Annotated in this window: 21 protein-coding genes and 1 riboswitch; of the genes, 11 read left to right on the top strand and 10 right to left on the bottom strand. The window is 42.1% G+C overall.

The genetic code is table 11. The features are described from left to right. Window positions 1–62: 62 nt before the first annotated feature. The gene (gene xerD, locus FTT99_RS07860) at window positions 63–980 is read right to left on the bottom strand and encodes a site-specific tyrosine recombinase XerD (protein ID WP_180129614.1); all 918 of its coding nucleotides are present in this window, start codon (window positions 978–980) and stop codon (window positions 63–65) included. A gap of 172 nt (window positions 981–1,152) precedes the next feature. Here xerD and FTT99_RS07855 point away from each other — a divergent pair, with 172 nt between their 5' ends. From FTT99_RS07855 to ftsW, 5 genes are all read left to right on the top strand, one after another. After that, complete coding sequence (locus FTT99_RS07855) at window positions 1,153–1,416, top strand: FeoA family protein (protein ID WP_078189444.1); 264 nt, start codon at window positions 1,153–1,155, stop codon at window positions 1,414–1,416. Next, on the top strand, window positions 1,413–3,275 hold the full coding sequence (feoB, locus tag FTT99_RS07850) for a ferrous iron transport protein B (RefSeq protein WP_180129612.1): 1,863 nt from the start codon (window positions 1,413–1,415) through the stop codon (window positions 3,273–3,275). Before FTT99_RS07855 ends, feoB begins: the two co-directional genes overlap by 4 nt. Before the next feature lie 39 nt (window positions 3,276–3,314). Then, window positions 3,315–3,566, top strand: a complete 252-nt coding sequence (locus FTT99_RS07845; RefSeq protein WP_180004693.1) for a DUF6587 family protein — start codon at window positions 3,315–3,317, stop codon at window positions 3,564–3,566. A 159-nt stretch (window positions 3,567–3,725) separates the two neighbouring features. Further along, window positions 3,726–5,072, top strand: a complete 1,347-nt coding sequence (gene murD, locus FTT99_RS07840) for a UDP-N-acetylmuramoyl-L-alanine--D-glutamate ligase (protein WP_180129611.1) — start codon at window positions 3,726–3,728, stop codon at window positions 5,070–5,072. A gap of 21 nt (window positions 5,073–5,093) precedes the next feature. Further along, window positions 5,094–6,290 (top strand): putative lipid II flippase FtsW, encoded by a 1,197-nt coding sequence (ftsW, locus tag FTT99_RS07835; RefSeq protein WP_078192579.1) that lies wholly within the window; start codon window positions 5,094–5,096, stop codon window positions 6,288–6,290. Here ftsW and FTT99_RS07830 read toward each other — a convergent pair. From FTT99_RS07830 to FTT99_RS07800, 7 genes are all read right to left on the bottom strand, one after another. After that, window positions 6,279–6,539 carry a zinc-ribbon domain-containing protein gene (locus FTT99_RS07830; protein ID WP_180129609.1) on the bottom strand — a complete coding sequence of 87 codons (261 nt, stop codon included), beginning with the start codon at window positions 6,537–6,539 and terminating at the stop codon, window positions 6,279–6,281. The two genes, ftsW and FTT99_RS07830, sit on opposite strands and share 12 nt — an antisense overlap. A gap of 85 nt (window positions 6,540–6,624) precedes the next feature. Continuing rightward, on the bottom strand, window positions 6,625–7,542 hold the full coding sequence (gene gluQRS, locus FTT99_RS07825; protein WP_373684547.1) for a tRNA glutamyl-Q(34) synthetase GluQRS: 918 nt from the start codon (window positions 7,540–7,542) through the stop codon (window positions 6,625–6,627). A 4-nt stretch (window positions 7,543–7,546) separates the two neighbouring features. Then, on the bottom strand, window positions 7,547–8,074 hold the full coding sequence (gene dksA / locus FTT99_RS07820) for an RNA polymerase-binding protein DksA (protein WP_078189438.1): 528 nt from the start codon (window positions 8,072–8,074) through the stop codon (window positions 7,547–7,549). Between the two features lie 209 nt (window positions 8,075–8,283). Beyond that, window positions 8,284–9,087 (bottom strand): 3',5'-cyclic-AMP phosphodiesterase, encoded by an 804-nt coding sequence (gene cpdA, locus FTT99_RS07815; RefSeq protein ID WP_180129607.1) that lies wholly within the window; start codon window positions 9,085–9,087, stop codon window positions 8,284–8,286. 10 nt (window positions 9,088–9,097) lie between these two features. Then, a complete protein-coding gene (locus tag FTT99_RS07810; RefSeq protein WP_111884865.1) occupies window positions 9,098–9,718 on the bottom strand; it encodes an NUDIX domain-containing protein in 621 nt (206 codons plus the stop codon). Between the two features lie 76 nt (window positions 9,719–9,794). Next, window positions 9,795–11,690, bottom strand: a complete 1,896-nt coding sequence (thiC, locus tag FTT99_RS07805) for a phosphomethylpyrimidine synthase ThiC (RefSeq protein ID WP_180129606.1) — start codon at window positions 11,688–11,690, stop codon at window positions 9,795–9,797. A gap of 116 nt (window positions 11,691–11,806) precedes the next feature. Then, window positions 11,807–11,933: riboswitch (TPP riboswitch) on the bottom strand. A 111-nt stretch (window positions 11,934–12,044) separates the two neighbouring features. Continuing rightward, a complete protein-coding gene (locus FTT99_RS07800; RefSeq protein ID WP_180129605.1) occupies window positions 12,045–13,004 on the bottom strand; it encodes a hypothetical protein in 960 nt (319 codons plus the stop codon). 332 nt (window positions 13,005–13,336) lie between these two features. Between FTT99_RS07800 and FTT99_RS07795 the strand changes: the two genes are divergently transcribed. Further along, window positions 13,337–14,692, top strand: coding sequence for a TolC family outer membrane protein (locus FTT99_RS07795; protein ID WP_180129604.1), 1,356 nt, complete (start codon window positions 13,337–13,339; stop codon window positions 14,690–14,692). 83 nt (window positions 14,693–14,775) lie between these two features. Further along, on the top strand, window positions 14,776–15,492 hold the full coding sequence (phoU, locus tag FTT99_RS07790) for a phosphate signaling complex protein PhoU (protein WP_078189433.1): 717 nt from the start codon (window positions 14,776–14,778) through the stop codon (window positions 15,490–15,492). Window positions 15,493–15,550: 58 nt separating this feature from the next. On the opposite strand, the gene FTT99_RS07785 is transcribed toward phoU, so the two are convergent. Further along, window positions 15,551–17,347, bottom strand: a complete 1,797-nt coding sequence (locus tag FTT99_RS07785; protein ID WP_180129603.1) for an ABC transporter ATP-binding protein — start codon at window positions 17,345–17,347, stop codon at window positions 15,551–15,553. A 172-nt stretch (window positions 17,348–17,519) separates the two neighbouring features. On the opposite strand from FTT99_RS07785, the gene FTT99_RS07780 reads away from it, so the two are divergent. After that, window positions 17,520–18,146, top strand: a complete 627-nt coding sequence (locus FTT99_RS07780) for an alpha-ketoglutarate-dependent dioxygenase AlkB (protein ID WP_078192573.1) — start codon at window positions 17,520–17,522, stop codon at window positions 18,144–18,146. A gap of 230 nt (window positions 18,147–18,376) precedes the next feature. Here FTT99_RS07780 and FTT99_RS07775 read toward each other — a convergent pair whose 3' ends face one another. Continuing rightward, window positions 18,377–19,153, bottom strand: a complete 777-nt coding sequence (locus FTT99_RS07775) for an IclR family transcriptional regulator (RefSeq protein WP_180129602.1) — start codon at window positions 19,151–19,153, stop codon at window positions 18,377–18,379. Window positions 19,154–19,616: 463 nt separating this feature from the next. Here FTT99_RS07775 and FTT99_RS07770 point away from each other — a divergent pair, with 463 nt between their 5' ends. Genes FTT99_RS07770 through FTT99_RS07760 form a run of 3 tightly spaced genes read left to right on the top strand, consistent with a single transcriptional unit; the run spans window position 19,617 to window position 22,954 of the window. Then, complete coding sequence (locus FTT99_RS07770; RefSeq protein WP_180129601.1) at window positions 19,617–21,716, top strand: FUSC family protein; 2,100 nt, start codon at window positions 19,617–19,619, stop codon at window positions 21,714–21,716. Next, the gene (locus tag FTT99_RS07765) at window positions 21,709–21,915 is read left to right on the top strand and encodes a DUF1656 domain-containing protein (RefSeq protein ID WP_180024254.1); all 207 of its coding nucleotides are present in this window, start codon (window positions 21,709–21,711) and stop codon (window positions 21,913–21,915) included. The genes FTT99_RS07770 and FTT99_RS07765 overlap by 8 nt, the downstream gene beginning before the upstream one ends. A 34-nt stretch (window positions 21,916–21,949) precedes the next feature. Continuing rightward, window positions 21,950–22,954, top strand: a complete 1,005-nt coding sequence (locus FTT99_RS07760; protein WP_180129600.1) for an HlyD family secretion protein — start codon at window positions 21,950–21,952, stop codon at window positions 22,952–22,954. Window positions 22,955–23,030 lie beyond the last annotated feature (76 nt).

Below are 23,030 nucleotides of genomic sequence, written 5' to 3'. Positions count from 1 at the left end.
TGAGTAAGCATAGCAAAAAATATCGGGCACAATAGAACTTCTTGGTCTGATATTTCCTGCCGTTAAGCTCTCGGATGATAGTCTGCATGTAATTTTTGCATACGAACCTGCGCAACATGGGTATAAATTTGCGTGGTAGACAAGTCACTGTGGCCGAGCAGCATCTGCACGACACGTAAGTCGGCACCGTGGTTGAGCAAATGCGTGGCAAAGGCGTGGCGTAAGGTATGTGGTGATAATTCGGCTTGAATGCCTGCAATGAGCGCATAGCGTTTAATCGCGTACCAAAAGTTTTGGCGACTCATCATTCCACCAAGTTGAGTGAGAAATAAAGCATCGGTTGCGCTTTTGTATAAGACGGGACGTGCTTCAGCTAAATACTTCTCGATCCATTCCACCGCCATTTGACCTAAAGGAACTAAGCGTTCTTTATTGCCTTTACCGGTAATTCGTAAATAGCCTTGTTTAAGATTGATCAGTTCTAATCTTAAATTTAATAACTCAGAGACACGTAAACCACAGGCATACAGCACTTCGAGCATAGCACGATCACGTAGACCCAATGCGGTGTTGAGGTCTGGGGCATTAATCAGGGCTTCAACATCTGCTTCAGATAAATCCTTTGGTAGGGCACGACCCAATTTGGGTGTTTTATGGATTGCAACAGGATTGTCACTGCGTATTTTTTGTTCACGCAAGAACTTGAAAAATGAACGCAGTGCAGAAAGTGAGCGGGCGATCGAGCGAGGGCTTTTTCCTTGTTTCGTCAGGCTAAGCAAGACATCTGAAATGTCGTCACTGCTCCAATCAGTCATGACATGCGTATGACACTCACTGCATTGAATTAAATCAGATAAATATGCATTTCGTGTATGTGGACTGACGGTTTGAGCTATTAAATGATCACGATATCCGTGTAAAAAACTGAGTGATTCTGGAATTTGGACTGGGGTTGGAATACGTGGTTTTTTATTTAACATGTGCCGCTCATTTTCGAAATTAAACCAAGAAATCACAATGGTTTAATGCAATGTAATTTAAAAAAATAGTCGTGTCGATGCTAGATTGTTAAATGAGAATTGAAATCGAATCCGATTTGTTAATTATTCTCATTTGTTTGTATAATGTTCAAAATTTTTTAGGGTTAGTTGCGTGCGATTATCTGATTTGAAAGTGAAACAAAGCGCAGTCATTCATAAGGTACATCGTAACCAGAATGGCAACAATGCTCCGGCTGATTTAGTCGCTAGCCGTTTAGAGACTTTGGGTTTTGTTCCCGGAACAAAAGTACAGGTGATTACCAAAGGTATTTTTGGTGGTGACCCGATTTTAATTCAAGTTGGGTTTACTCGTTTCGCACTGCGAAAAGTAGAAGCTGAAAAAGTGGAAATAGCAATGGAAGGGGCATCAGCATGAGTGATGCGTTACGTATTGCCCTCGTTGGTAATCCAAACTGTGGTAAAACTTCATTATTCAATCATTTAACGGGCACACGTCAGAAAGTTGCAAACTATGCTGGGGTAACGGTTGAGCGAAAGGTGGGTCAATTTACGTTGCCATCGGGTAAATCTGTTCGAGTTTTGGATTTGCCGGGGACATATAGCTTAGAAGCGACGAGTCCTGATGAAGCCATTACGCGTGATGTCGTGCAAGGTAAAATTGCAGAAGAAGGGCATCAAGATGTCTTTTTATGTGTAGTTGATGCGACAAACTTAAAATTGCACCTCGGTTTGGTCATGGAAATGATCGATTTGGGTCGTCCAATTTTACTTGTCCTCAACATGATGGATGAAGCACGTCGTCGTGGCATGCAAATCAATACCCAAAAGCTGTCTCAGCGTTTGGGTGTGCCTGTCGTAGAAACCGTTGCTGTACGTAATGCAGGTATTGAAAACTTAATGGGCGCTTTGGATGCCGAAGGCTTCAGAAAACCAGATGCGTCATTAAGTGATACCAATCTTTCTGGGACTAACCACGAAAAAATTGAACAAATTTTAAAAGACGTGGTGGTGTTTGTTGATCATGAAGATAAACGCTCAGACTTCCTTGATAAAATTTTTTTACATCCAGTCTTTGGTTTAATTACCTTAGCGGTGATGATGTTTATTATCTTCCAAGCGGTGTTTGCATGGGCTGCGCCCTTTATGGATGGTATTGAAACCTTCTTCGGTTGGTTCGGTGAATTGGTCGGTGAACACATTTCACATCCACTACTGAACAGCTTGGTGGTTGATGGGATCATTGCGGGTGCAGGCGGTGTAGTGGTGTTCTTGCCGCAGATTTTAATTTTATTCTTCTTTATTTTGGTTTTAGAAGAATCAGGTTATTTACCACGTGCAGCATTCTTGCTAGATAAGCTGATGTTTAAAGCGGGTTTGAGTGGACGTGCTTTTATTCCTTTGCTGTCGAGCTTTGCCTGTGCTGTACCGGGCATTATGGCAACCCGGAGTATTCAAGACCCCCGAGATCGTCTGGTAACGATTTTAGTTGCGCCGTTGATGACGTGTTCGGCACGTTTACCGGTTTATGCCTTGCTGATCTCGGCATTTATTCCAGAGCAAATGGTCTGGGGCGTCTTTAACTTACAAGGCTTGGTACTATTTGCATTATATGCAGCAGGGATTGTGAGTGCCTTAATTGTGGCAACAGTGCTGAAATTCTTCCAAAAAGATAAATCACAGCATGCCTTATTGATGGAACTTCCAAGCTACCGTTTCCCAGATATTAAGAGTGTTTGGATTGGTTTACTGGACCGTGCCAAGATCTTCTTGAAACGTGTCGGTGGCATCATCTTCGCTTTATCGATTTTGTTATGGTTCTTGTGTACTTTCCCGCAACCGCCAGAAGGCGCAACTTTGCCGGATATTGATTATTCATTGGCAGGTATGCTTGGGCATGTGCTACAACCGATCTTTGCACCATTAGGTTTTAACTGGCAGATCTGTATTGCCTTAATTCCAGCGATGGCGGCACGTGAAGTCGTTGTGGCGGCATTGGGTACGGTGTATGCCTTGTCTGCAACAGATGAAGATGCCATGTCTCAAGGTCTGGCAAATTTAATTAGTAGCGATGGGTCATTGGGTTGGTCATTGGCAACCGGTCTATCATTATTGGTATGGTTTATTTATGCGCCACATTGCTTGGCGACACTGGCGACAGTTAAACGTGAAACTGGCTCCTTGAAAACGGTGAGTTTCATGACTATCTATTTATTTGGTTTGGCTTATCTAATGGCATTCATCACGTATCAAATTGCAACACGCTATTTTGGATAGTGAATCTTGAATGGCAAAAGCTGAACAAAGGAGAGAGACATGCTTGAATCAATAATTATTGCGGTATTGGTGATTTGGAGTGCTGTCGTGGTGTTTAAGAAGGTATTTCCAAAAACATCGAACTCAGTCTTCACAACTTTATCTGGGCACTGTGCAAACCGTGGTTGGAACAGTTTAGCCAAATGGTTAAAGCCAAAAATGGCCGCAGGCTGTGCAGGCGGTTGTGGATGTTCAGCTTCGGATAATTCATCTGCAAAAAAAGCTGAAGTACAAGCGGTGAAATGGAAATAAGCTCACCGTCAATTGCTTGAAGAAACCGCCCAAGATGGGCGGTTTTTTTACGAGCGGACACAAAAAAACTGCGAGAAAGTGAAAACATAAAAAGCATTCAAAACAGCAAAGTGCTAACATTTTGTCAGATTTAAAAACCGACCAAAAAATGGGGCGAAAATGTTAATACAGCGTGGTGGATTGAAGGTTGTTGCCGGATTAGGGATTTCTGGTGTTTCCGCAGTGAATTTCTTACATAGCCATGGCTACCGCGTTGCAGTCACCGATTCACGAGCAGTCCCACCGGGTCATGATCAAATTCCAAGTGATGTACAAACCAGTTTCGGTCAGTTGGACCAAGATTTATTACTTCAAGCAGAAGAAATTATTATCAGCCCGGGGCTAGATCCAAAATTACCGCAAATTCAGGCGGCCATTGCAGCCAATATTCCTGTGGTTTCAGAAATTCAAATTTTACGTCGTGCGACAGATAAGCCAATTGTTGCAATTACAGGTTCGAATGCGAAAAGTACCGTAACGACTTTATTTGGTCTCATGGCAGCAGATGCAGGCAAAAAAGTGGCAGTGGGTGGAAACTTGGGTCGTCCGGCTTTGGATCTTACCAAAGATGATCCTGAGCTTTATGTTTTAGAGCTTTCAAGTTTTCAATTAGAAACCACGTCGAACTTGGCAGCAGAAGTGGCTGTGGTGTTGAACATGAGTGAAGACCATTTGGACCGTCATGGCGATATGATGGGCTATCACACTGCGAAGCATCGTATTTTCCAAGCGGTGAAAAAAGTGGTGTATAACCGTGATGACTCATTAACACGTCCATTGGTTCCAGATGTCACCCCAATGCAAAGCTTTGGCCTAAATGCTCCAGATATGAATCAGTTTGGTATTTTACGCGATACTGATGGCACAATTTGGTTGGCACGTGGTCGTGAGCGTTTACTGAAAAGTGCAGATATGTATATCCAAGGGACACATAATGTGGCAAACGCCTTGGCATGTTTAGCTTTGGGTGAAGCGATTGGTTTGCCACTAGCAGGCATGTTGGAAACTTTGAAAACCTTTAAAGGTTTAGAGCACCGCTGTGAATTTGTCAAAGAAGTGAATGGTGTTCGTTATTATAACGACTCTAAAGGTACCAATATTGGTGCGACTTTAGCTGCGATTGATGGTCTAGGTGCTGCGATTGAAGCCAAAGGCGGTAAAGTGGCGATTATTTTAGGTGGTCAAGGCAAAGGGCAGGACTTTACTGCGCTGCGTGATTCACTTTCAAAATATGCCAAAGTTGCGGTATTGATTGGTGAAGATCGTCCAATTATTGAAAAAGCGATTGAAGGGACAACCACGCTGATTCATGCTGAAAGTTTGAAACAAGCGGTTGAGCTGTGCCAACAAAATGCGGTAGCCAATGATGTGGTGTTATTGTCTCCAGCGTGCGCAAGTTTTGATATGTTTAAAGGCTACAGTGAGCGTGGACACCAATTTGTTGATTGTGTGAATGCACTCGTTTAAAAGAACGATAAGGAAAGTTGTATGGCTGGGTTGGCTCAGACGACCATAAATAGAATAAATGAAGTTGTAGAGCGTTGGCTTCCTCGGTTACCTGCCGAGGTCAACGTGCGCAATGTTCTGGTGTTCTGTGTTTTGGCATTGTTGTGTATTGGTTCGATCATGGTGGCATCTGCATCGATGCCTTATGCAGAACGCATGCATGAAAATGCCTTTCATTACATTTCACGACACGGTATTTCGATTGCCGCTGCCGCCGCCGCCGCCTATATCGCCTATAAAGTGCCGTTGAATGTTTGGTTTAATAACACCTTCTTTTTATGGATTATCACGATTATCTTATTGGCTGCTGTATTGGCTGTCGGGACAGAGGTCAATGGTTCTAAACGTTGGATTCGTATTGCTGGTTTCACCTTACAGGCTTCGGAGGTCGCCAAAGTCATGATGGCGATATTTACCGCGGACTATGTGGTACGACGTGCTGAAGAAGTCCGCAATAACATCAAGGGCTTGGTACGATTGGCAGTGATTATGGCTGCAACTGTCGGTTTAGTCATGGCAGAGCCCGATTTAGGGGCGACGGTGGTGATTGCCTTAACTATGCTAGGGGTATTCTTCCTCGCAGGTGCACCGTTGATTCAGTTCGCAATTGCCTTTGGTGCGATCATCATGGCCTTTGTGTTCTTGATTTTATTTGAACCTTATCGTTTAGAACGTTTGATGTCCTTCTCAAATCCATGGAATGATCCATTAGGCGCAGGCTACCAGTTGTCGAATGCATTAATGGCTTTTGGTCGCGGTGAATGGTTTGGTGTCGGCTTGGGTCATAGTATTCAAAAAATGTCGTATTTACCTGAGGCTCATACCGACTTCATGTTGGCGGTTTTGGGCGAAGAATTTGGCTTCTTTGGAATTTTGACCGTATTGACGCTGTCATTTGTGATGTTGATCTGCTGTATTCGCATTGGTCATCGTGCTTTACGTCATCAATACTTACGTGCAGGCTACTTGGCTTATGGCATTAGTATTATCTTCTTGCTGCAAATTTTGGTGAATGCCGGCATGAACATGGGCATGCTTCCAACCAAGGGTTTGACCTTACCGTTTATTAGTTATGGGGGGTCTTCTTTGATTATCTGTGCGGTTATGGTGAGTCTGATCTTAAAGATCGATGCGACGACCAAAGAAGTGAACCCAAGTAAAGAAGAATCAAGCTTCTAAATTTGTATCTCGTTGCGGATCGGGAGATGCATGGTGCAGTACACTCGCCGGCATCTCCGTTCCACAATGGAGACATTTGACCAAGCTCGCCTTGGCTTTAGATAGTGGAATCAATGGAATAAAAAATAAAGAAAAATAATGACGTTGCTGTTTCAACTCATACTGAGTTCTGCTGCGGCAGACAGGGCAAGTAAATTGGCTCTTTTCAATGACTTTGGTTTTCGGACCAACTCCAAAAATAAAAAACATTAGGCTCTCCAATGGTCGATTGATCACTTTATTAAAGCATAATTCAATTGAATATCGAGTGATTGGCTTAGATCAATATTTGGGTTTATTGATAGATTTGAGGCAATGCTGTGCCATGGGGAATATGTTGAATATCCCACTGCGCAATCGCCTGTTGCAGCATAATATGTGGCGTGTCTAAGTCGACTGGCGGTTGATGTAGGGCCTGCAATGCTTGTTGCAATAAAGGTGCTGCTTGGTTTAAATCAAGAGCTTGAGCCATATTCTGTTTTGACAGCTTTTGTCCCTGATTATTCATTGCTAATGGCAAGTGCATGTATTCAAGGCGCGGATAACCCAAAACCTGTCCGAGCCAAATTTGACGTTCGGTATTGTCCAAAAGATCAGCCCCACGTACAACATGGGTCATCCCTTGTAGGTAGTCATCCACCACGACAGCAAGTTGATAATTGATAATGCCATCACGGCGTTTTAAGACAAAGTCACCCAAATCCTGTTGCAGATTGGAGCAATGCGTCCCTTGTAAGCGGTCGGTAAAACAAATGTTCTGTGCATCGACTTTGATTCGAATGGCCTGATCCTGAAGGGGAAGGCCGAGATTGCGACATGTGCCTTGATAGATATGATTCGAACCAAGCATTTTTCGGGTGCATTGACAAGCATAGATCAAGTCTTGGGAATACAAATGTGCAATGACTTCCTCATAGATTTCTAAGCGGTCTTTTTGGAAAATGATCTCGGCATCTGGTTCGAATTGAAATGCATCAATACAACGTAAGATATGTTCTTCGCTGCTGGGAAATATACGTGGAATGTCGGTATCTTCGATACGAACCACCCATTGCCCCTGATGGGCACGGGCATCGCAGTAGCTTGCGACTGCTGTAATTAAAGAGCCAAAATGCAAAGGGCCGGTTGGCGATGGCGCAAACCGACCCACGTAATGCTCTGCAGCTTTCCCTCCCTTATCTAAAGGGAGGGCTAGAGAGGAATTACTCAACACAGAATTAACCGTTATTTTGCTTCTCTTTGATCTCTGCAAGTGTTTTGCAGTCGATACATAAAGTCGCTGTTGGACGCGCTTCTAGGCGACGTAAGCCAATTTCGATACCACACGTTTCACAGAAGCCGTAGTCATCATTTTTGATCGCTTCAATTGATTGTTCAATTTTACGGATCAGTTTACGTTCACGGTCACGTGTACGAAGTTCAATCGCAAATTCTTCTTCTTGCGTTGCACGGTCGTTCACATCTGGAAGCGCAGTATTTTCGTCTTGCATGGTATTCAAAGTACGGTCTACTTCAGACATTAACTCAGCTTTCCACGCCAATAAGATGTGACGGAAATGCTCAAGTTGCCCTTCAGACATGTATTCTTCATTCTTTTTAGGCTGATAAGGTTCAATACCAAATAAGCTTGCAGTAGAACCACCTTCAGTCGCCTTTGGCTTTGATTTGCGCACGCGTTTGGTAGACTTTTCGTCTACTACATCAGTTTGTTCGTCTAAGACTTGATTTTGGTTGTCATTCGCCATGTAGGGCATTCCTCATCATATGCATATATCTATACGCAAAAAATATGGTGATATGCAAGTTTTTTATCCACCCAACACAGAGTTTCCTTCTGTGGGGGTCGTCATCATATAGACTTTTTCTGCTTATTGATAGTCTTTGATGTTTGGATTCTAACTATCACTTTTCCTTTAGAAGCCATAAAGTAAAGCAAAAGAATCAAATTGAAAAGTTAATAACCTGAAATTTCAACATTAATTTGAGGTTGTTTTAATTTGACCCGAACAACTTCAGTTTTAAATTCACCATTATCATTCAGATAGAGTGCACGATACCCTGGTAAAGCTTCATCTAAGGCAAAATTTTCACTATGTGGTTTGAACTGAACACTGGTCGAAGGTGTCGATAAAAACTGAATATTGTGCCATTGATTAGATGAGTCTTGATGCACGTGTCCGCACAGTACAATTTTGACATTGTCGTGATGTGAAAGCACATCCATCAGATGTTCAGCATTCTTTAGTTTATGCTGATCTATCCAATGCGATTGCATGGCAAAAGGGTGGTGGTGGCATGCCACAATGATGTGTTGCTGTGGGTGTGCTGTGAGCAACTGATCTAATTGTTCCAACTGCTGTTGTGATACCCAACCATCGACTTTTCCTTTGACCGCACTGTTCAGTAAAATCAGACACCAATTGCCTAATGCGATGCAGTGTGCCCGATCTTTCTGTTGATGAAATGGGAAGCAAGACGCTTCGTCATGGTTCCCCGGAATCTGATAAAACGGAAACGGCTGCTGTTGCATATATTCGAGATAACGCGCATAGGTACGCTCTACCGGCACTTGTGCAAGATCGCCAGTATGGACAAGCGTATCGATGTGATGATGGTTCAACTGAATTTGTTGAATCACATCGTGAAAACTCTGCTCTGGATTCATGCGGACAAATTCAAGATCTTCCTGATCCATTAAATGTGTGTCCGAGATCTGGATCAGTGTCCAGTCGTATTGTGGTGTATCCCTTAAAGTCATGTCCTTCCCCTTAGACATTCCTTGTAGTATGTATTTGTTGTTGTAACCATTGCAAGGCCATAATGACAGGTGCGTTTTTTAGCCGACCATTGGTTAATAATTCAGGAATATCAGCATAGTTTAAGATATGCAATTGAATATTTTCTCCTTCATCAGGCATGCCAAAGACTCCGCCATGTTCAGGAAGTTCAGCTTCAGCACTATAAAGGTGGAATAATTCCGCGCAGGCACCCGCAGAGGGATAAAAACTAAATAAATGCTGTAGTGCATCTAATTCACAGCCTGATTCTTCCAAACTTTCACGGCGGATGCAGCTTTCAGCAGATTCATCACCATCGAGCACGCCGGCAATAATCTCTAGTTGCCATGGCGAAGTTTCATCATCAATCGCCCCAATGCGGAATTGTTCAATTAGGGCAAATTTTTGTTGTTGATGACTATAGATCAGCACACCTGCTGCTTCAGGACGATGAATCAATTCACGCTGAATGGTTGGAATCATGCTGTCTTGATGGAATAAGCGGTGTCGAAGCTGAACTTTTTCAACTTGAATAAAGCCTTTATAAAGATGTTCACGCCCTTCAATGCTGTAATCTTTTTTGTTATATGTGGCCTGTTTAATAATATTCATAAGCGCTAATTAGGATGAAATCTTCCATTTCATCCTAACCGAGATTTTGTTGAATACAAAAGATTTTTTTTAAGCTTTACACTTTGTGGTACAACTTTTGACCATGTTCATGATAGGCCGCTTTCATGCTTTGTAAACCTGTTTCAATTTCAGGATTAGATTCTGAAGAAAGCTGCATATCTTGCTGATTTTTTGCATAATCTCTCACATTTTGTGTGATTTTCATCGAGCAAAATTTAGGTCCACACATCGAACAAAAATGGGCTGATTTATGTGCTTCTTTCGGCATAGTTTCATCATGCATGCTACGCGCTGTATCAGGGTCTAAGCTCAGATTAAATTGGTCTTCCCAGCGGAATTCAAAGCGTGCTTTGGATAATGCATTATCACGAGCCTGCGCACCGGGATGACCTTTGGCAAGGTCTGCGGCATGGGCTGCAATTTTGTAGGTGATAATGCCATCTTTGACGTCTTTTTTATCTGGTAGACCAAGGTGCTCTTTCGGGGTCACATAACACAGCATCGCGGTGCCGTACCAACCAATCATTGCTGCACCTATCGCAGAGGTAATGTGGTCATAGCCCGGGGCAATATCGGTGGTGAGTGGTCCAAGGGTATAGAAAGGCGCTTCTTTGCAAACCTCGAGTTGTAGATCCATATTTTCTTTGATCATGTGCATTGGTACATGGCCTGGGCCTTCAATCATGACTTGTACATCATGCTCCCATGCACGGTGAGTCAATTCACCTAAGGTGCGTAATTCACTAAATTGAGCTTCATCGTTGGCATCTTGAATACACCCTGGACGTAAACCATCACCTAAACTGAATGACACATCATAGGCTTTCATGATTTCGCAGATTTCATCAAAATGCGTATACAGGAAGTTTTCTTCATGATGCGCTAAGCACCACTGCGCCATGATGGATCCGCCACGTGACACAATCCCTGTTAAACGGTTGGCGGTGAGTGGAACATAACGAAGCAGTACGCCTGCGTGAATCGTAAAATAATCGACACCTTGCTCGGCTTGTTCAATCAGTGTGTCTTTGAAAATTTCCCAATTTAAGTCCTCTGCGACACCATCAACTTTTTCTAAAGCTTGGTAAATTGGCACGGTGCCAATCGGTACAGGGGAGTTGCGAATAATCCATTCGCGGGTCTCATGGATATTTTTACCTGTCGATAAATCCATGATGGTGTCAGCGCCCCAACGAGTTGCCCAAGTCATTTTTGCCACTTCTTCATCGATGCTTGAACCAAGTGCTGAGTTACCAATGTTGGCATTGATTTTCACCAAGAAGTTACGACCAATAATCATCGGTTCACATTCAGGGTGGTTAATGTTGGCAGGGATAATGGCACGACCTTCAGCCACTTCTTGACGTACAAATTCTGGGGTGATTTCAGTTAAATTGCGTGCGCCAAAATTTTGACCGGCATGTTGGCGCATATCAACACCTTCACGCTGGCGCTGATTTTCACGAATCGCAATGTATTCCATTTCAGGGGTGATGATGCCTTGTTTGGCATAGTGCATTTGAGACACATTGTGTCCACGACGAGCGCGACGGGGTTTTGAAATATGCGCAAAACGAATCTCTGCAGTACGAATATCTCGAAGACGCTCTTGTCCAAATTTTGAAGTTAAGGTATCGAGTATTTCCGTATCATTTCGAGACTCGATCCAAGATTCACGGACATTGGGTAGACCTTGATTCAGGTCAATTTGAATATTGGGGTCTGTATAAGCACCAGAGGTGTCATAAACCATGATCGGCAGATTTTTTTCTCCACCCAGACCTGTAGGCGTATCTGTAAGACTGATCTCACGCATTGGTACGCGAATATCTGGACGTGAGCCTTGGATATAGACTTTCTTTGACGCGGGGAGAATACGAGTGAGATCTTTAGCATCTTGTTCATGTTGAGCAGCGCGATCTGAAGCGGTGAGATTCGTTAATTGGTTCATTGCAATGATCCTTATGAATGACATCAACGAATCAAGCACGACCAAAAACGTGGCAGTTTATCTGATGGATTCACCTGAAAATAAAGGCGTAAAACCAAGAGATAAGAAGGGCTTAAGTTTTTAGATGGCTTGATTCCTACGCAGGTATTAACCTGATCAGGTTCAACGGTACTCATCCTTAAATTTAGCGAACTAAATTTAGATGATCTCAGCAGGAAATTACCTGCGCTCCGTCAAGCTTTGTGCGGATATTAGCATGAAGGCTGTTTTAAAACAGTGTTATTTTTCATCGATTTTGCAGTGCAGAATTTTGGGCAGGCTCGTGTGCAATTGAGCTAGAGTTAGCTAAAAGGACTATTTATTTACACAAATAGCATCACTAAAACAGTCTTTCTTATAATGCGGATCAGGATTACGGACACCAATTAAATTCAACAACTGAGCTTCAGAACGTTGAGTAGATGCAGCAGTATTTTGATCTAATAATTTTAAAAATAAACGCGCCTGATCTGCCAATGTGGAGTTTTTTAATTGAGCCAAACGTTCAATTTCTTCTAAAGAACTGGCTTGAATACTGAGGCGGTCTGAAAAATCATTAGAAACTGGGCTATGCGCTGAACCAATAAATAACAACTGGCTATATTGATATAGCAATTGTTGTGCATCTTTTTTGTATGGGCTATCTGGATATTGTTTCAGATAGTCTTCCCAAAAAATTGCACGTGTTGCAATCTCTTGCGGCTCAATGGTTAAACTTTGTTGCAGCAAGGCAGGTTGTGCATTTTGTTCAGCCAGTTTTTCAATAAAGACTTGCTCAGATTCTTCCATATAAGGCGCAAAAATTTTGGCTAAATATTCAGGACTTCGGCGATAGCGTAATTGTCCTTCACCTGCATCGAACAATTCTACATAGGCTTGGCCTTTATGTTTCAGTAAGTATTGATCTCGGGCAGTGAGCTGCTCATAATGATTTTGTTGAATTGTGGGATGCTGAGCCATATCAAAGGCAAATTGTTCGAACGCCATTTGCTGTTGAGCTGTACGTTCAACATGTAAAAAGTTGCGATACATTTGATTGGACAAACGCAGTAATTTTTTTTGTTCGTCCGCTTTTAACAGCGGTAAGCAGACTTTGAGATCTTGGTTGATTTGTTCTAAAGCGAAAGTTGTGCGTTGATCGTCTATTTCCAGCATGTTTTTTTCAAGTTTTTGGCACAGCAAAGACAAATCGACTGCTTCTTTTTGAACAGTCTTATTGTTGGGAAACTCTGGTGCAGGTTGAGGTTCAGGCTGTTGTTGGCATCCATTCAACATACTGAAACATAAAAACATTGCACTAAACTTTGCAGGCAGCTGAAAAAATTTTGACACAGGAACTCGATGCGCTATAGAAGTGGTATTGTCCGATGGAATGTCGACTATTTTATAGATGAAACACGTGCAATATGTGTACTATTGTACAGTTCTTTGTTATAGCGTTGTGAGTAGTGTCCGAAAACGACTGAAATTATCCGGTTTTGTCGCATTTGATATAAAAAATTAATAAAAATCATACGGAAATTTGTAAGGATATGATTAGTATCTGCTTAGTTTTAGGCTTGAATATTCAATCTCGGGTATTTGAATATTAGGAATTTACAAAAAAAATGAACAAAAAAGTTGTGGTGGGTCTTTGTTTGCTTTTCACGAGTCAATGGGCGTGTGCGCTAGACCTTGTGCAAGCTTATGAACGTGCAAAACAAGAAGACCCCAATTGGCAAGCCAATAAACTACAATATGAAGCGGATAAATTGAATTTGGGGATTGCCAATGGGAACTTACTCCCGACGGTAACAATCTCCGGAAATGTGACCCGAAAAAATCAAAATTCCAACCAAAGCGGCGCTCAAGCCGGGCTGATCATGCCAGACAGCACCACAACAAGACAAATTGCGCTCACTGCCCGTCAGCCCATTTTTCGTTGGGATGCATGGGAAGGGCTGAAGCAAGTCAAGACCTCGATTAATTTAAGTGAAATCAATCTGCGGATTCAAAAACAAGATCATATTTTAAATGTCTCTGAAGCTTATTTTAATGTCCTACGTCAGCAAGCATTGACGGTTGCCAACTTACAAGAAGAACAGGCGCTATCTGAACAGCTGCGCATGATGAATGCTAAATTAAAAGAAGGCTTGGTGGCAAAAAGTGATGTCAGCGAAGCCAATGCTCAATATCAAAATGCTCGGGCCAACCGTATGGCGACTAATGTTCAATTGGTTTTGGCGCAGGAACAATTACAACAGTTGATTGGGCCATATCGAGAAAATTTGGCGGTGTTACGTGAAGATTTTCAGTTTGAAAAACCGATTCCAAACAATGTACAAGCGTGGGAAGAACTGGCTCAGGAGCAGAACCTAGGCATTTTACAAGCGCGTATGCAACAACGTTATGCGGAAGATAGCAAACGCGTCGAAAAAGCTGCCTTATATCCTCAGATTGAAGCGGTAGGGACCTATGGTTATAACAAGCAAAGTCCACAATCCATCATGTCGCAAGATGGTCAATTTGATCAGGTGGGGATTGAAATGAACTGGAATGTGTTTAATGGTGGACGGACACAGAAATCCATTAAGCAAGCGGCGATCAATGTTGAAAAAAGCCAAGCACAGGTGGATGCAGCGATTCGAAAAGCACAAACCGATGTAAAAAAATCTTATATGCAAGTCGAAACGGATCAAAGTAAATTACAGGCACGTAAAGCCGCGATGGATTCTTCCGCGCAAGTGTCGTTGGCCTCACAAGCCCAGTATCAGGAAGGTCTGAAAACCATGGTTGATGTGCTACTGGCACAGCGTAATGCCTTTTCAGCCCGTCAAGATTATTTAAATTCCAAGTACGATTATTTAATTCATGTTCTACAACTTAAAGCCTCAGTTGGGAAATTAACGGAAGCTGATTTAGTGGAAATGAATGCGTGGTTGGTCGATCAGAAAAATCAGCCATCGATCCTACTAAAGAAATAATCCATGGTCATAAAAGTTTCACAATCAATATGCTTTAATATGGCACTAAAATCTGCCGATTCACGTTGTAGTGGAGACTCGCTTTGCCTAATAATCCTGTTTTAAATCATCACATTTCTTCGCAATTCAATGAAGAGTTGCAGGATGTGCATACCAAATTTATGACCATGGGTGGTTTGGTGGAGCAACAGGTTGCAAATGCCATTCATGCCTTATTGGATACGGATGCAACAATGGCGATTGATGTTCAATTTCAAGACAATACGGTGAACCGTATGGAAACTGAAATTGATGAAGCGCTTACCCTAATTTTGGCGCGTCGTCATCCTGCTGCGATTGATCTACGCATGGTGATTGCGATGTCGAAAGCCAACACAGATTTAGAACGGATTGGTGATGAAGCGGCAAAAATTGCCCGTATTGCACAAAGCTTGTGTGAAGAGGGTGGTTCACCGCGTGGTTATATGGAAACACGTCATATTGGCAACCAAGTCCGCGTGATGATTCATGATGCGCTCGATGCCTTTGCACGTTTGGATGTAGATCAGGCTTTACGTGTCCTTTTGGCCGATGCTGATATTGACCGCGAGTACCAATCGGCAACCCGTACCCTCATGACGTATATGATAGAAGATCCACGCCACATTACTCGGGTCATGAATGTACTTTGGGTGCTGCGTTCACTTGAACGTATTGGTGACCATGCTCGAAATATCTCTGAACAAGTGATTTATATGGTGAAAGGTCTAGATGTCCGTCACACCAGTGTTGAAGAAATTGAGCAAAAAGTTCAGCGTTAATTGAATAAAACAAATATGAACGAAGCCCATCAAACGATGGGCTTTTTTCGGTGTAAAATTAACTATGTGTTTCTTCGTCTTCCTCAAAAGTACGGGCAATTTTGTCAATATTTAAACTTTTCGCCATCGCATTGAAGATTTGCTTATAAGCACCTTCTTGATGGTACAAATCATGATGCTCCCCGTGTTCTACGATTTGTCCGTCTTTCATCACATAGGTGTAATCGGCATCGATAATTTGCGACAAACTATGTGAAATCATGATGACGGTACGCTCTTGTTTAATTTGATCCAGACTATTTTTAATTTGTTCAGCAGCGATCGCATCTAAACTTGCAGTCGGTTCATCTAAGAAAATAATCGGCGGATTTTTTAGGAACATACGTGCCAAGGCAATACGCTGTTGCTGTCCACCTGAGAGCAGTAAGGCATCTGCTTCATAGGCATGTGGCAGTTTTAAGATCTGATCATGGATCGAGGCTTTCCGTGCTGCATCGAAGACTTCTTGTTCTGTAGCTGTACTTTTTCCATAGCGAATATTTTCAAAAATTGAACCTGGGAAAATATGATTTTTTTGCAATACCAAACCAATATTTTCACGTAAATACTGTGTATCAATCTGTTCTAAATCGATGCCATCGAGTTTGATATTGCCCGCTTGAGGATGATAAAACTTATCCAGTAAGCTAATTAATGTCGATTTACCAGCGCCAGATAAACCAACCAAGGCGGTGATTTTGTTCGGTTGGATGGTCATATTGATGCGGTGCAATGCCTGAAAACCATTGGGATAGCTAAAGTCGACATTGCTTAATTCAAACTGACCTTGAATCGGAGGTTGAGCAGTGCCACTGGTTTCAATTTCATGATCCGCTTCTAAGATGTTAAAGAAGCTTTCCGAATAAATCATCGCAGAGTTAATTTCATCATAGATACGATGCAGCGAGCGAATCGGGGCAGAGACATTATTAAATAACAACACGTGATACATAATCATCCCGATACTCATTTGCCCATCCAAAACAAAATAGGCTGTCAGAATGATGATCAGTACCACACCGACCTGTTCAATAAAGGTTTTGAGTCCGTCAAAGATATAACTGGTTTGCCGTGTCTGCATCTGGTTTTCAGTCAGCGACTTTTGCAGATTTAATTGCTTTTTCGATTCGACGGCTTCTTTGTTAAAAGATTTAATGACCGTTATCGAATTGATAATACTCAGAATACCCTGATTTTTCTTTTCAAAATTATCGCGTAGGGCACGGCGTTTGCCTGCCAGTTTTTGTGATTGTTTGAAAGTTAGCCAAAAATAAATCGGCACAATAATTGTGGCCACCACGCCAACCCAAACATTGGCATAATACATTAAGCCCAGTGCAATAATGGCACTGGTAAATAACGGTAAAATATCAATAAAAAAGATTTGAACCAGTCGTGTGAGCGAGCTAACCCCCCGATCAATTCGAGTTTGGAGTTTGCCTGCTTGGTTGTCTTGTTGATCGAAGAATGCCAATCGATAGGTGATAAATTTTTCAATAATGCCTTGGGATAAATCCTGAGAAATTAAAATACGTAATTTTTCACCAAACGATTTTTGTCCAAATTGCACGATGGCATTGATGACTTCTTTTCCCAGTAAGACTACGGTGATGGTGATTAATATATGCCAACCATTCGCTAGACCGAGGCCTTGTTGTAAAAGCTGATTGATGCTGTCTACAGCATATTTGAGTGTCAGGGCATTCACCTGTGCCGTGAGTGAGCCAATTAAGGTCAAGATCAGCGTCACGACCACCAGCCAGCGGTATGGCTGTACGAATGGACGTAATTTTTGGAAAAGCTGCCACAGGTTCATAAGCAATTATTTTTATTGTGAATATGAGCTTTAGTCTAAGACTGAAAATTCTATGCGACAAGTAATGACAATGTTTTGATTTGTGACGAGAGTTTTTCGGCTAAGATATTTTTTAAATGTGCTCACGACATCAGCATCACGCTGCTGTGCCAAACAGTGTTGAGTTGAACCGATGAATTTTGAATTATTTACGCCTGAACCGCATGCAAATCTGTTGCCCTATGATGGTGAAGTTGAAGATTATGGATTGATCTTCAATGCTGAAGACAGTGAAAAATATTTACGCTATTTCCTCACGCAGTTGGCTTGGCAGCATGATGAAGTCATTTTGCATGGACAGTATTTTCAAACGGAACGAAAAGTGGTTTGGTATGGAGATGCTCATTATGAGTATCACTATTCAGGCATGCAAAAGCAGGCATTGATCTGGAATCCAGCTTTACTGCGCTTAAAGAAATATATTGAGCAACGGGTGGGTCAGACGTTTAATTCCTGTTTGGCCAATTTATACGAAAATGGTACGCAAGCGGTGGGGTGGCATAGTGATGATGAGCCATCTTTGCTTTCACCCACACAGCAGGTGGTGATCGCATCTTTGAGTTTTGGCGCAAGCCGAAAGTTTTGCTTTAAACATAAAAGCACTCAAGAGAAAGTACAGCTTTTACTGCAAAGTGGACAGTTGATTGTGATGCGTGGGAAAACCCAACGGTATTGGAAACATGCCCTAATGAAGTCGATGAAAGTGACCGAGCCGAGGGTGAATTTAACCTTTCGTTATTTCTATGATCAACAGCCGTAAAAAAAGCCCATATCTAGATGAGCTTTTTTCTTTCTCTGAGGAAGAGTATAGCGACAATCAACTGAAATCATGGAACACATGGTTGAGATGACTGCTAAAGAACAATAATCATATTATGATAATTTATCCAATATTTATAATTAATAAATTCAATTAATAATATGAATTTATCAGATTAATTAAATATCATCTTTACAACATCGCATCAGTTGTGCGCAAACTGATCAGATTTAAATGGCGTCCGATTCTTCCATCATACTGCTGTATTTTTTCTCAATACGCGCTGTACAGTCTTGCATCATTTCTACGACTTTTTGAAAATTCATAAATTCAAAACGATTTTTAGACGCCAATAGGGTCAAAGCAAGTGGGGGTTCTTTACTGGAAAACTTAATCGGAATCGATAAGCTCGACATATTCGGGTCAACTTCACCATTGGAAAAATAATAACCCTGCTTTTTAATCTTTTTCATTTGCTGCATAAATTCTTCTTCATTATGCGCAAAACCAACTTGTGATAACTCGTCCGCAAAACGGTGGTAATAATCTAAAATCCGTTGCTTAGATAACTGCGACAAAATCACTTTAGACGATGAGCCTTTGTACATTGGACGTGGGCTACCTCGACCATATGCCAAGGCAGTATAGTCCTTATACAGTTCATGATGTACATCAATACATGAGTCGATATTCAGATGCGTCAATAAGCAACAAGACTCTGTGCGTTCCACAATTTCTTTCATGAAGGGAATGCTAATTTGCACCAATGGATCGGTGGTGCGAGAAATAAAATCAAGCACAGCAATTTTTGAACCCAGTGTGTAATCGCCAGAAGTCCCACTGAGGCGCTGCAATAATTCAGCAGAAACCAGTTCTTTTAAATAGCGATAGCTCGTTGGTTTAGATAAGCCTAATTCTTCACTAATAATGTCGACATTGATGATGGGACGAGCAACTGAAAATAAGTCGAGTACGGTGAGAATTTTACCAAAACTGGAAAGCGCCATAAGAACCTGCTTGGTCACAATAAAAATGAATCGTTAAGTTACTTTATAACAAATTGCTCGGCCTGATGTTGCGCTTTTCTACACTGGAAATGAAACAAATCTGAAATATCACAGGGTTTCTTGGGTTATTCTGATAAAAGCATAATAAAAAATTGAAATACGCATTTAAAATATAGGTCAATTATCAAAATAAGATATTAATATTGACTTTAATTTGTTTTTTTAGCAAAATTGCTATGAAAATATCCTATATTGAATAAATATTGCCCATATGTTCGATGCGCAGGGAATATTGCACACTACTTTTTGTATTCAAATAGTTTGAAACACGATTTGAATCGCTTCTTTACTTATTGAAATTTCTAGTCATTCCTGTGCCGTGATACAGGTTGTGCTGTCGAATGTTTAAGCATTCGATACGAGGCCGTTTTCACTAAAAAGAAGCAAACTGACGAGATCAATCATGTTGCTGACGAAACAAATACTCGCTTTTCGGCCCAATAAAATGGACTGGATTTTTGCGACCAAAACGTTCATCGCGGGCATGTTGGCATTGTATGTGGCCTTTGTACTGAATTTGGCTTATCCGATTTGGGCAATTGGCACCGTTTTCGTGATCGCGAATCCATATTCAGGGATGACGTCTTCAAAAAGTTTGTATCGTGTATTAGGAACATTCTTAGGGGCGGCCGTGTCGGTGGTGGCACTGCCACATCTCATCCATATGCCAGTACTGTTTACGGTGTTTTTGGCGGTTTGGGTTGGGTTTTGCCTGTATTTGTCACTGCTAGACCGTACGCCTCGTAGTTATGTTTCCATGTTGGCGGGTTATACCACGGTCATTATCTGTTTTAACGTGGTGTATTTTATTGATACTGCTTCGATTTTCGATATGGCCTTGGGACGTTTTCTCGAAATTACGGTGGGTGTGGTGTGTAGTGCCATCGTGACCACGACAATATTTCCAATGCATATTGGTCCTGCAGTCGAAACGCGAGTGAGCAAAACCTTTGCCGATACCAAAGAAATTTTTGATCAAATTTTATTAGAGCCTGCTGAGTTAGAAAATTATTCAAAAAACCTCGGCAATATTGCACGAGATATCGCGGATATACATGTCATGGCGGTGCATTTGTCTTATGAAAAATCCACCTTAAAAGGTATGACACGTCCATTGCAGGAAATCTTGCATCAGTTGAGTTTGTTGGTCAGTAACTTGGTGGCCATGTCTGAACGGATGAAACAATTAGACGGTCTGGACACACATTATCGGACGGCACTCAAACAAGCCCATGAACATATTGCAGCGTTTTTATTAGATCGACATCAGATTGAGGAAAGTGAACTTAATCAATTACCTGAACAATTTGAGCAAGATTTTCAACAGATTCAGACACAGGCATTGCCAACACAGCAGGTGATTTTGGGTAGTCTAAAAATGGATATTCGCCATTTTATTCAGAATATTCGTGCGATTCGTCTGCTTTGGCAGCGAGTACAACAAGGCGACTCCACTTTACCAGCTACACTGACTGCCTTGGGCAATAGTCATTATCCGACTTTGCACCGAGATGTGGGGGTTGCCATTCGTGGCGGGGTGTCTGCGTGTCTGATTATTTTAATTTCCACGGGTTTTTGGATCGTTAGTGGTTGGAAAGCTGGATTTATGATGGCTGAAATGGCTGCGATCAGTGCCTGTATTTTAACGGCAATGGATAATCCTGTTCCTGCATTGAAAATGTTTATTCGCGCGAATATGTATGCAGCGGTCGTGGTATTTATCTACGCCTATGGCATTTTCCCGCATGTGACCGCCTTTTGGCAGTTGATCGTGGTGTTAGCACCGTTTGTGATGTTCTGTCTGATGTTGTTTTTACATCCACCTTTGATTGGAATTAGCTTGCCATTACTGATGGGGGCGATTATGGGACTGAATATTCAAAACCGCTTTAGCCTCGATCAGGTGTTTTTCTTTGATGCATCGATTGGGACGGTTTTGGGACCCATTATTTCGGTGTTTATTATTCATTTAGTGCGTGCAATGTCACCAGATATGACGGCCCAACGCATCCTTTCTCAGCATTATAAGGCGCTGCGTCAGGCTTTATATCTGCCGTACGGCTTACCGTTTCGGGTGCATTTACGCAGTATGTTGGACCGAATCGGCATCCTAAATAGCAAAATGGTGCAATCAGGGAACTTGAAACAACAGATCGAGTGGGCTTTGGTGGAAGCCAGTGCGGTGATTGATTTGACCCGCTTGCAAGAACTCATGAATAAACTCGATCCGAATGATGCACTGGTCAGTGAACTTGAAGAGTTACAACAAGATTTAGATGACTATTTTCGGGCCATGGAACAAGGGCAAAAGAATGTCTTTATGAGCTTGAAACAGCAAATTGTAGAGCGAGTTCAACGATTGAATCAGGCCGTTCAGGGTGTGGAAAACGACGATGTTATGCATCGAATTCAGTATTCACTGAACAATATTCAAAGCAGTTTGTGTCATGTCCTAACACAGCAGACTCCAAATCATTTACAGGTCGAGGCACAACATGGGTGAGCTAAATGTATATGGCATTTATGTGCCCATTCTATTGATTCAAGCGGTATTGGCCTATCTGTTATTGCGGGTCATCATGCGTTTGCTTGACCGATGGATGGCGCAAGATTGGGTGCCGATGCCTAATATTTTTTATTTGGGTGTATTTGTGATGTTGCTTTGGCTGGTGCATGAAATCTTTATTTTCTGCCAGTTCTAAGCCCCTAAAAAAATGAAATGATTGAGGTAATCGTATGACCAATTTGAATGTCCGAAAATATATTCGGCCTGTATTGCTAATAATTGTGCTATGTGGCGCATTACTTGCGCTGAAACATATTTGGGAATATTACAATTCGGAACCTTGGACGCGTGATGGACGGGTACGTGGTGACGTGATTCAAGTGTCATCGGATGTTTCAGGTTTGGTCACAGACGTTTTGGTTCAAGACAATCAGCAAGTGAAAAAAGGCCAAGTGTTATTTCGTATAGATATGGCACGTCAAGCGTTGGATGTTGAGCAAGCCAAGTCTGACTTGGCGAAAGCCAAAGCAGGACTGGCAGGGGCTGAAGCGCAGCTTGCTGAAGCCAAAGCCAATCTAGTGAAGTCACAAGCCAATATCAATCTTGCAGATAAAAATGCAAATCGTTATGCAAGTTTGATGGACGGTGCGATTTCAAAACAAGAACAAGATCAAATGTTTGCAGTACGTGATCAATCACATGCAGAGCATGAGCAAACTCAGGCAGCGATTGAACAAGCCCAAGCCAGTGTGGTGCAGCAAAAAGCCCTAATTGAAGCAGCGAATAGCAGTTTGCATTTGGCTGAGTTGAATTTAAAACGTTCGGAAGTGGTTGCACCAACAGATGGAACTTTGTCTAACTTTGAACTCAAAGCAGGGAATTACGTCAAAGTAGGCCAAGCCGTAGCGGCTTTAATTGATCGTCAACAATTGTATGTTGTGGGATATTTTGAAGAAACCAAACTGGATAAAATCTATGTTGGCGCACCTGCAACAATCCAACTGATGGGAAGTTCTGAAGTTTATAAAGGCCATGTACAAGGCGTTGCCACAGGGATTGAAGACCGTGAACGTACGTCGACTGATGGTTTGCTTGCTAATGTTAATCCAACCTTTAGTTGGGTCCGTTTGGCACAGCGTGTACCAGTGAAAATTGTACTGGATGAAGTGCCGCATGATCAGTTGGCTTTTGTCGCGGGTCGAACCACCACGATTCATATTGTGGATAAAAACTAAGTTATCCCCAATCATTTCATTTGCGCAGCATTGAGTGATCAATCTTGCGCATAAAAAAGCATCCTCTTTTGGATGC

Source organism: Acinetobacter sp. YH12040, from assembly GCF_013420005.1.
Classification (GTDB): domain Bacteria; phylum Pseudomonadota; class Gammaproteobacteria; order Pseudomonadales; family Moraxellaceae; genus Acinetobacter; species Acinetobacter amyesii.
Note: the sequence above shows the minus strand (reverse complement) of the source record. Positions and strands in the feature narration are given on the sequence as shown.

Excerpts from the sequence above, each read along its gene's own strand:
- xerD (WP_180129614.1), bottom strand. The coding sequence starts at position 980 with ATGTTAAATAAAAAACCACGTATTCCAACCCCAGTCCAAATTCCAGAA.
- feoB (WP_180129612.1), top strand. The coding sequence starts at position 1,413 with ATGAGTGATGCGTTACGTATTGCCCTCGTTGGTAATCCAAACTGTGGT.
- FTT99_RS07845 (WP_180004693.1), top strand. The coding sequence starts at position 3,315 with ATGCTTGAATCAATAATTATTGCGGTATTGGTGATTTGGAGTGCTGTC.
- murD (WP_180129611.1), top strand. The coding sequence starts at position 3,726 with ATGTTAATACAGCGTGGTGGATTGAAGGTTGTTGCCGGATTAGGGATT.
- ftsW (WP_078192579.1), top strand. The coding sequence starts at position 5,094 with ATGGCTGGGTTGGCTCAGACGACCATAAATAGAATAAATGAAGTTGTA.
- FTT99_RS07830 (WP_180129609.1), bottom strand. The coding sequence starts at position 6,539 with ATGTTTTTTATTTTTGGAGTTGGTCCGAAAACCAAAGTCATTGAAAAG.
- dksA (WP_078189438.1), bottom strand. The coding sequence starts at position 8,074 with ATGGCGAATGACAACCAAAATCAAGTCTTAGACGAACAAACTGATGTA.
- cpdA (WP_180129607.1), bottom strand. The coding sequence starts at position 9,087 with ATGACTTTAAGGGATACACCACAATACGACTGGACACTGATCCAGATC.
- FTT99_RS07810 (WP_111884865.1), bottom strand. The coding sequence starts at position 9,718 with ATGAATATTATTAAACAGGCCACATATAACAAAAAAGATTACAGCATT.
- thiC (WP_180129606.1), bottom strand. The coding sequence starts at position 11,690 with ATGAACCAATTAACGAATCTCACCGCTTCAGATCGCGCTGCTCAACAT.
- FTT99_RS07800 (WP_180129605.1), bottom strand. The coding sequence starts at position 13,004 with ATGTTGAATGGATGCCAACAACAGCCTGAACCTCAACCTGCACCAGAG.
- FTT99_RS07795 (WP_180129604.1), top strand. The coding sequence starts at position 13,337 with ATGAACAAAAAAGTTGTGGTGGGTCTTTGTTTGCTTTTCACGAGTCAA.
- FTT99_RS07785 (WP_180129603.1), bottom strand. The coding sequence starts at position 17,347 with ATGAACCTGTGGCAGCTTTTCCAAAAATTACGTCCATTCGTACAGCCA.
- FTT99_RS07780 (WP_078192573.1), top strand. The coding sequence starts at position 17,520 with ATGAATTTTGAATTATTTACGCCTGAACCGCATGCAAATCTGTTGCCC.
- FTT99_RS07775 (WP_180129602.1), bottom strand. The coding sequence starts at position 19,153 with ATGGCGCTTTCCAGTTTTGGTAAAATTCTCACCGTACTCGACTTATTT.
- FTT99_RS07770 (WP_180129601.1), top strand. The coding sequence starts at position 19,617 with ATGTTGCTGACGAAACAAATACTCGCTTTTCGGCCCAATAAAATGGAC.
- FTT99_RS07765 (WP_180024254.1), top strand. The coding sequence starts at position 21,709 with ATGGGTGAGCTAAATGTATATGGCATTTATGTGCCCATTCTATTGATT.
- FTT99_RS07760 (WP_180129600.1), top strand. The coding sequence starts at position 21,950 with ATGACCAATTTGAATGTCCGAAAATATATTCGGCCTGTATTGCTAATA.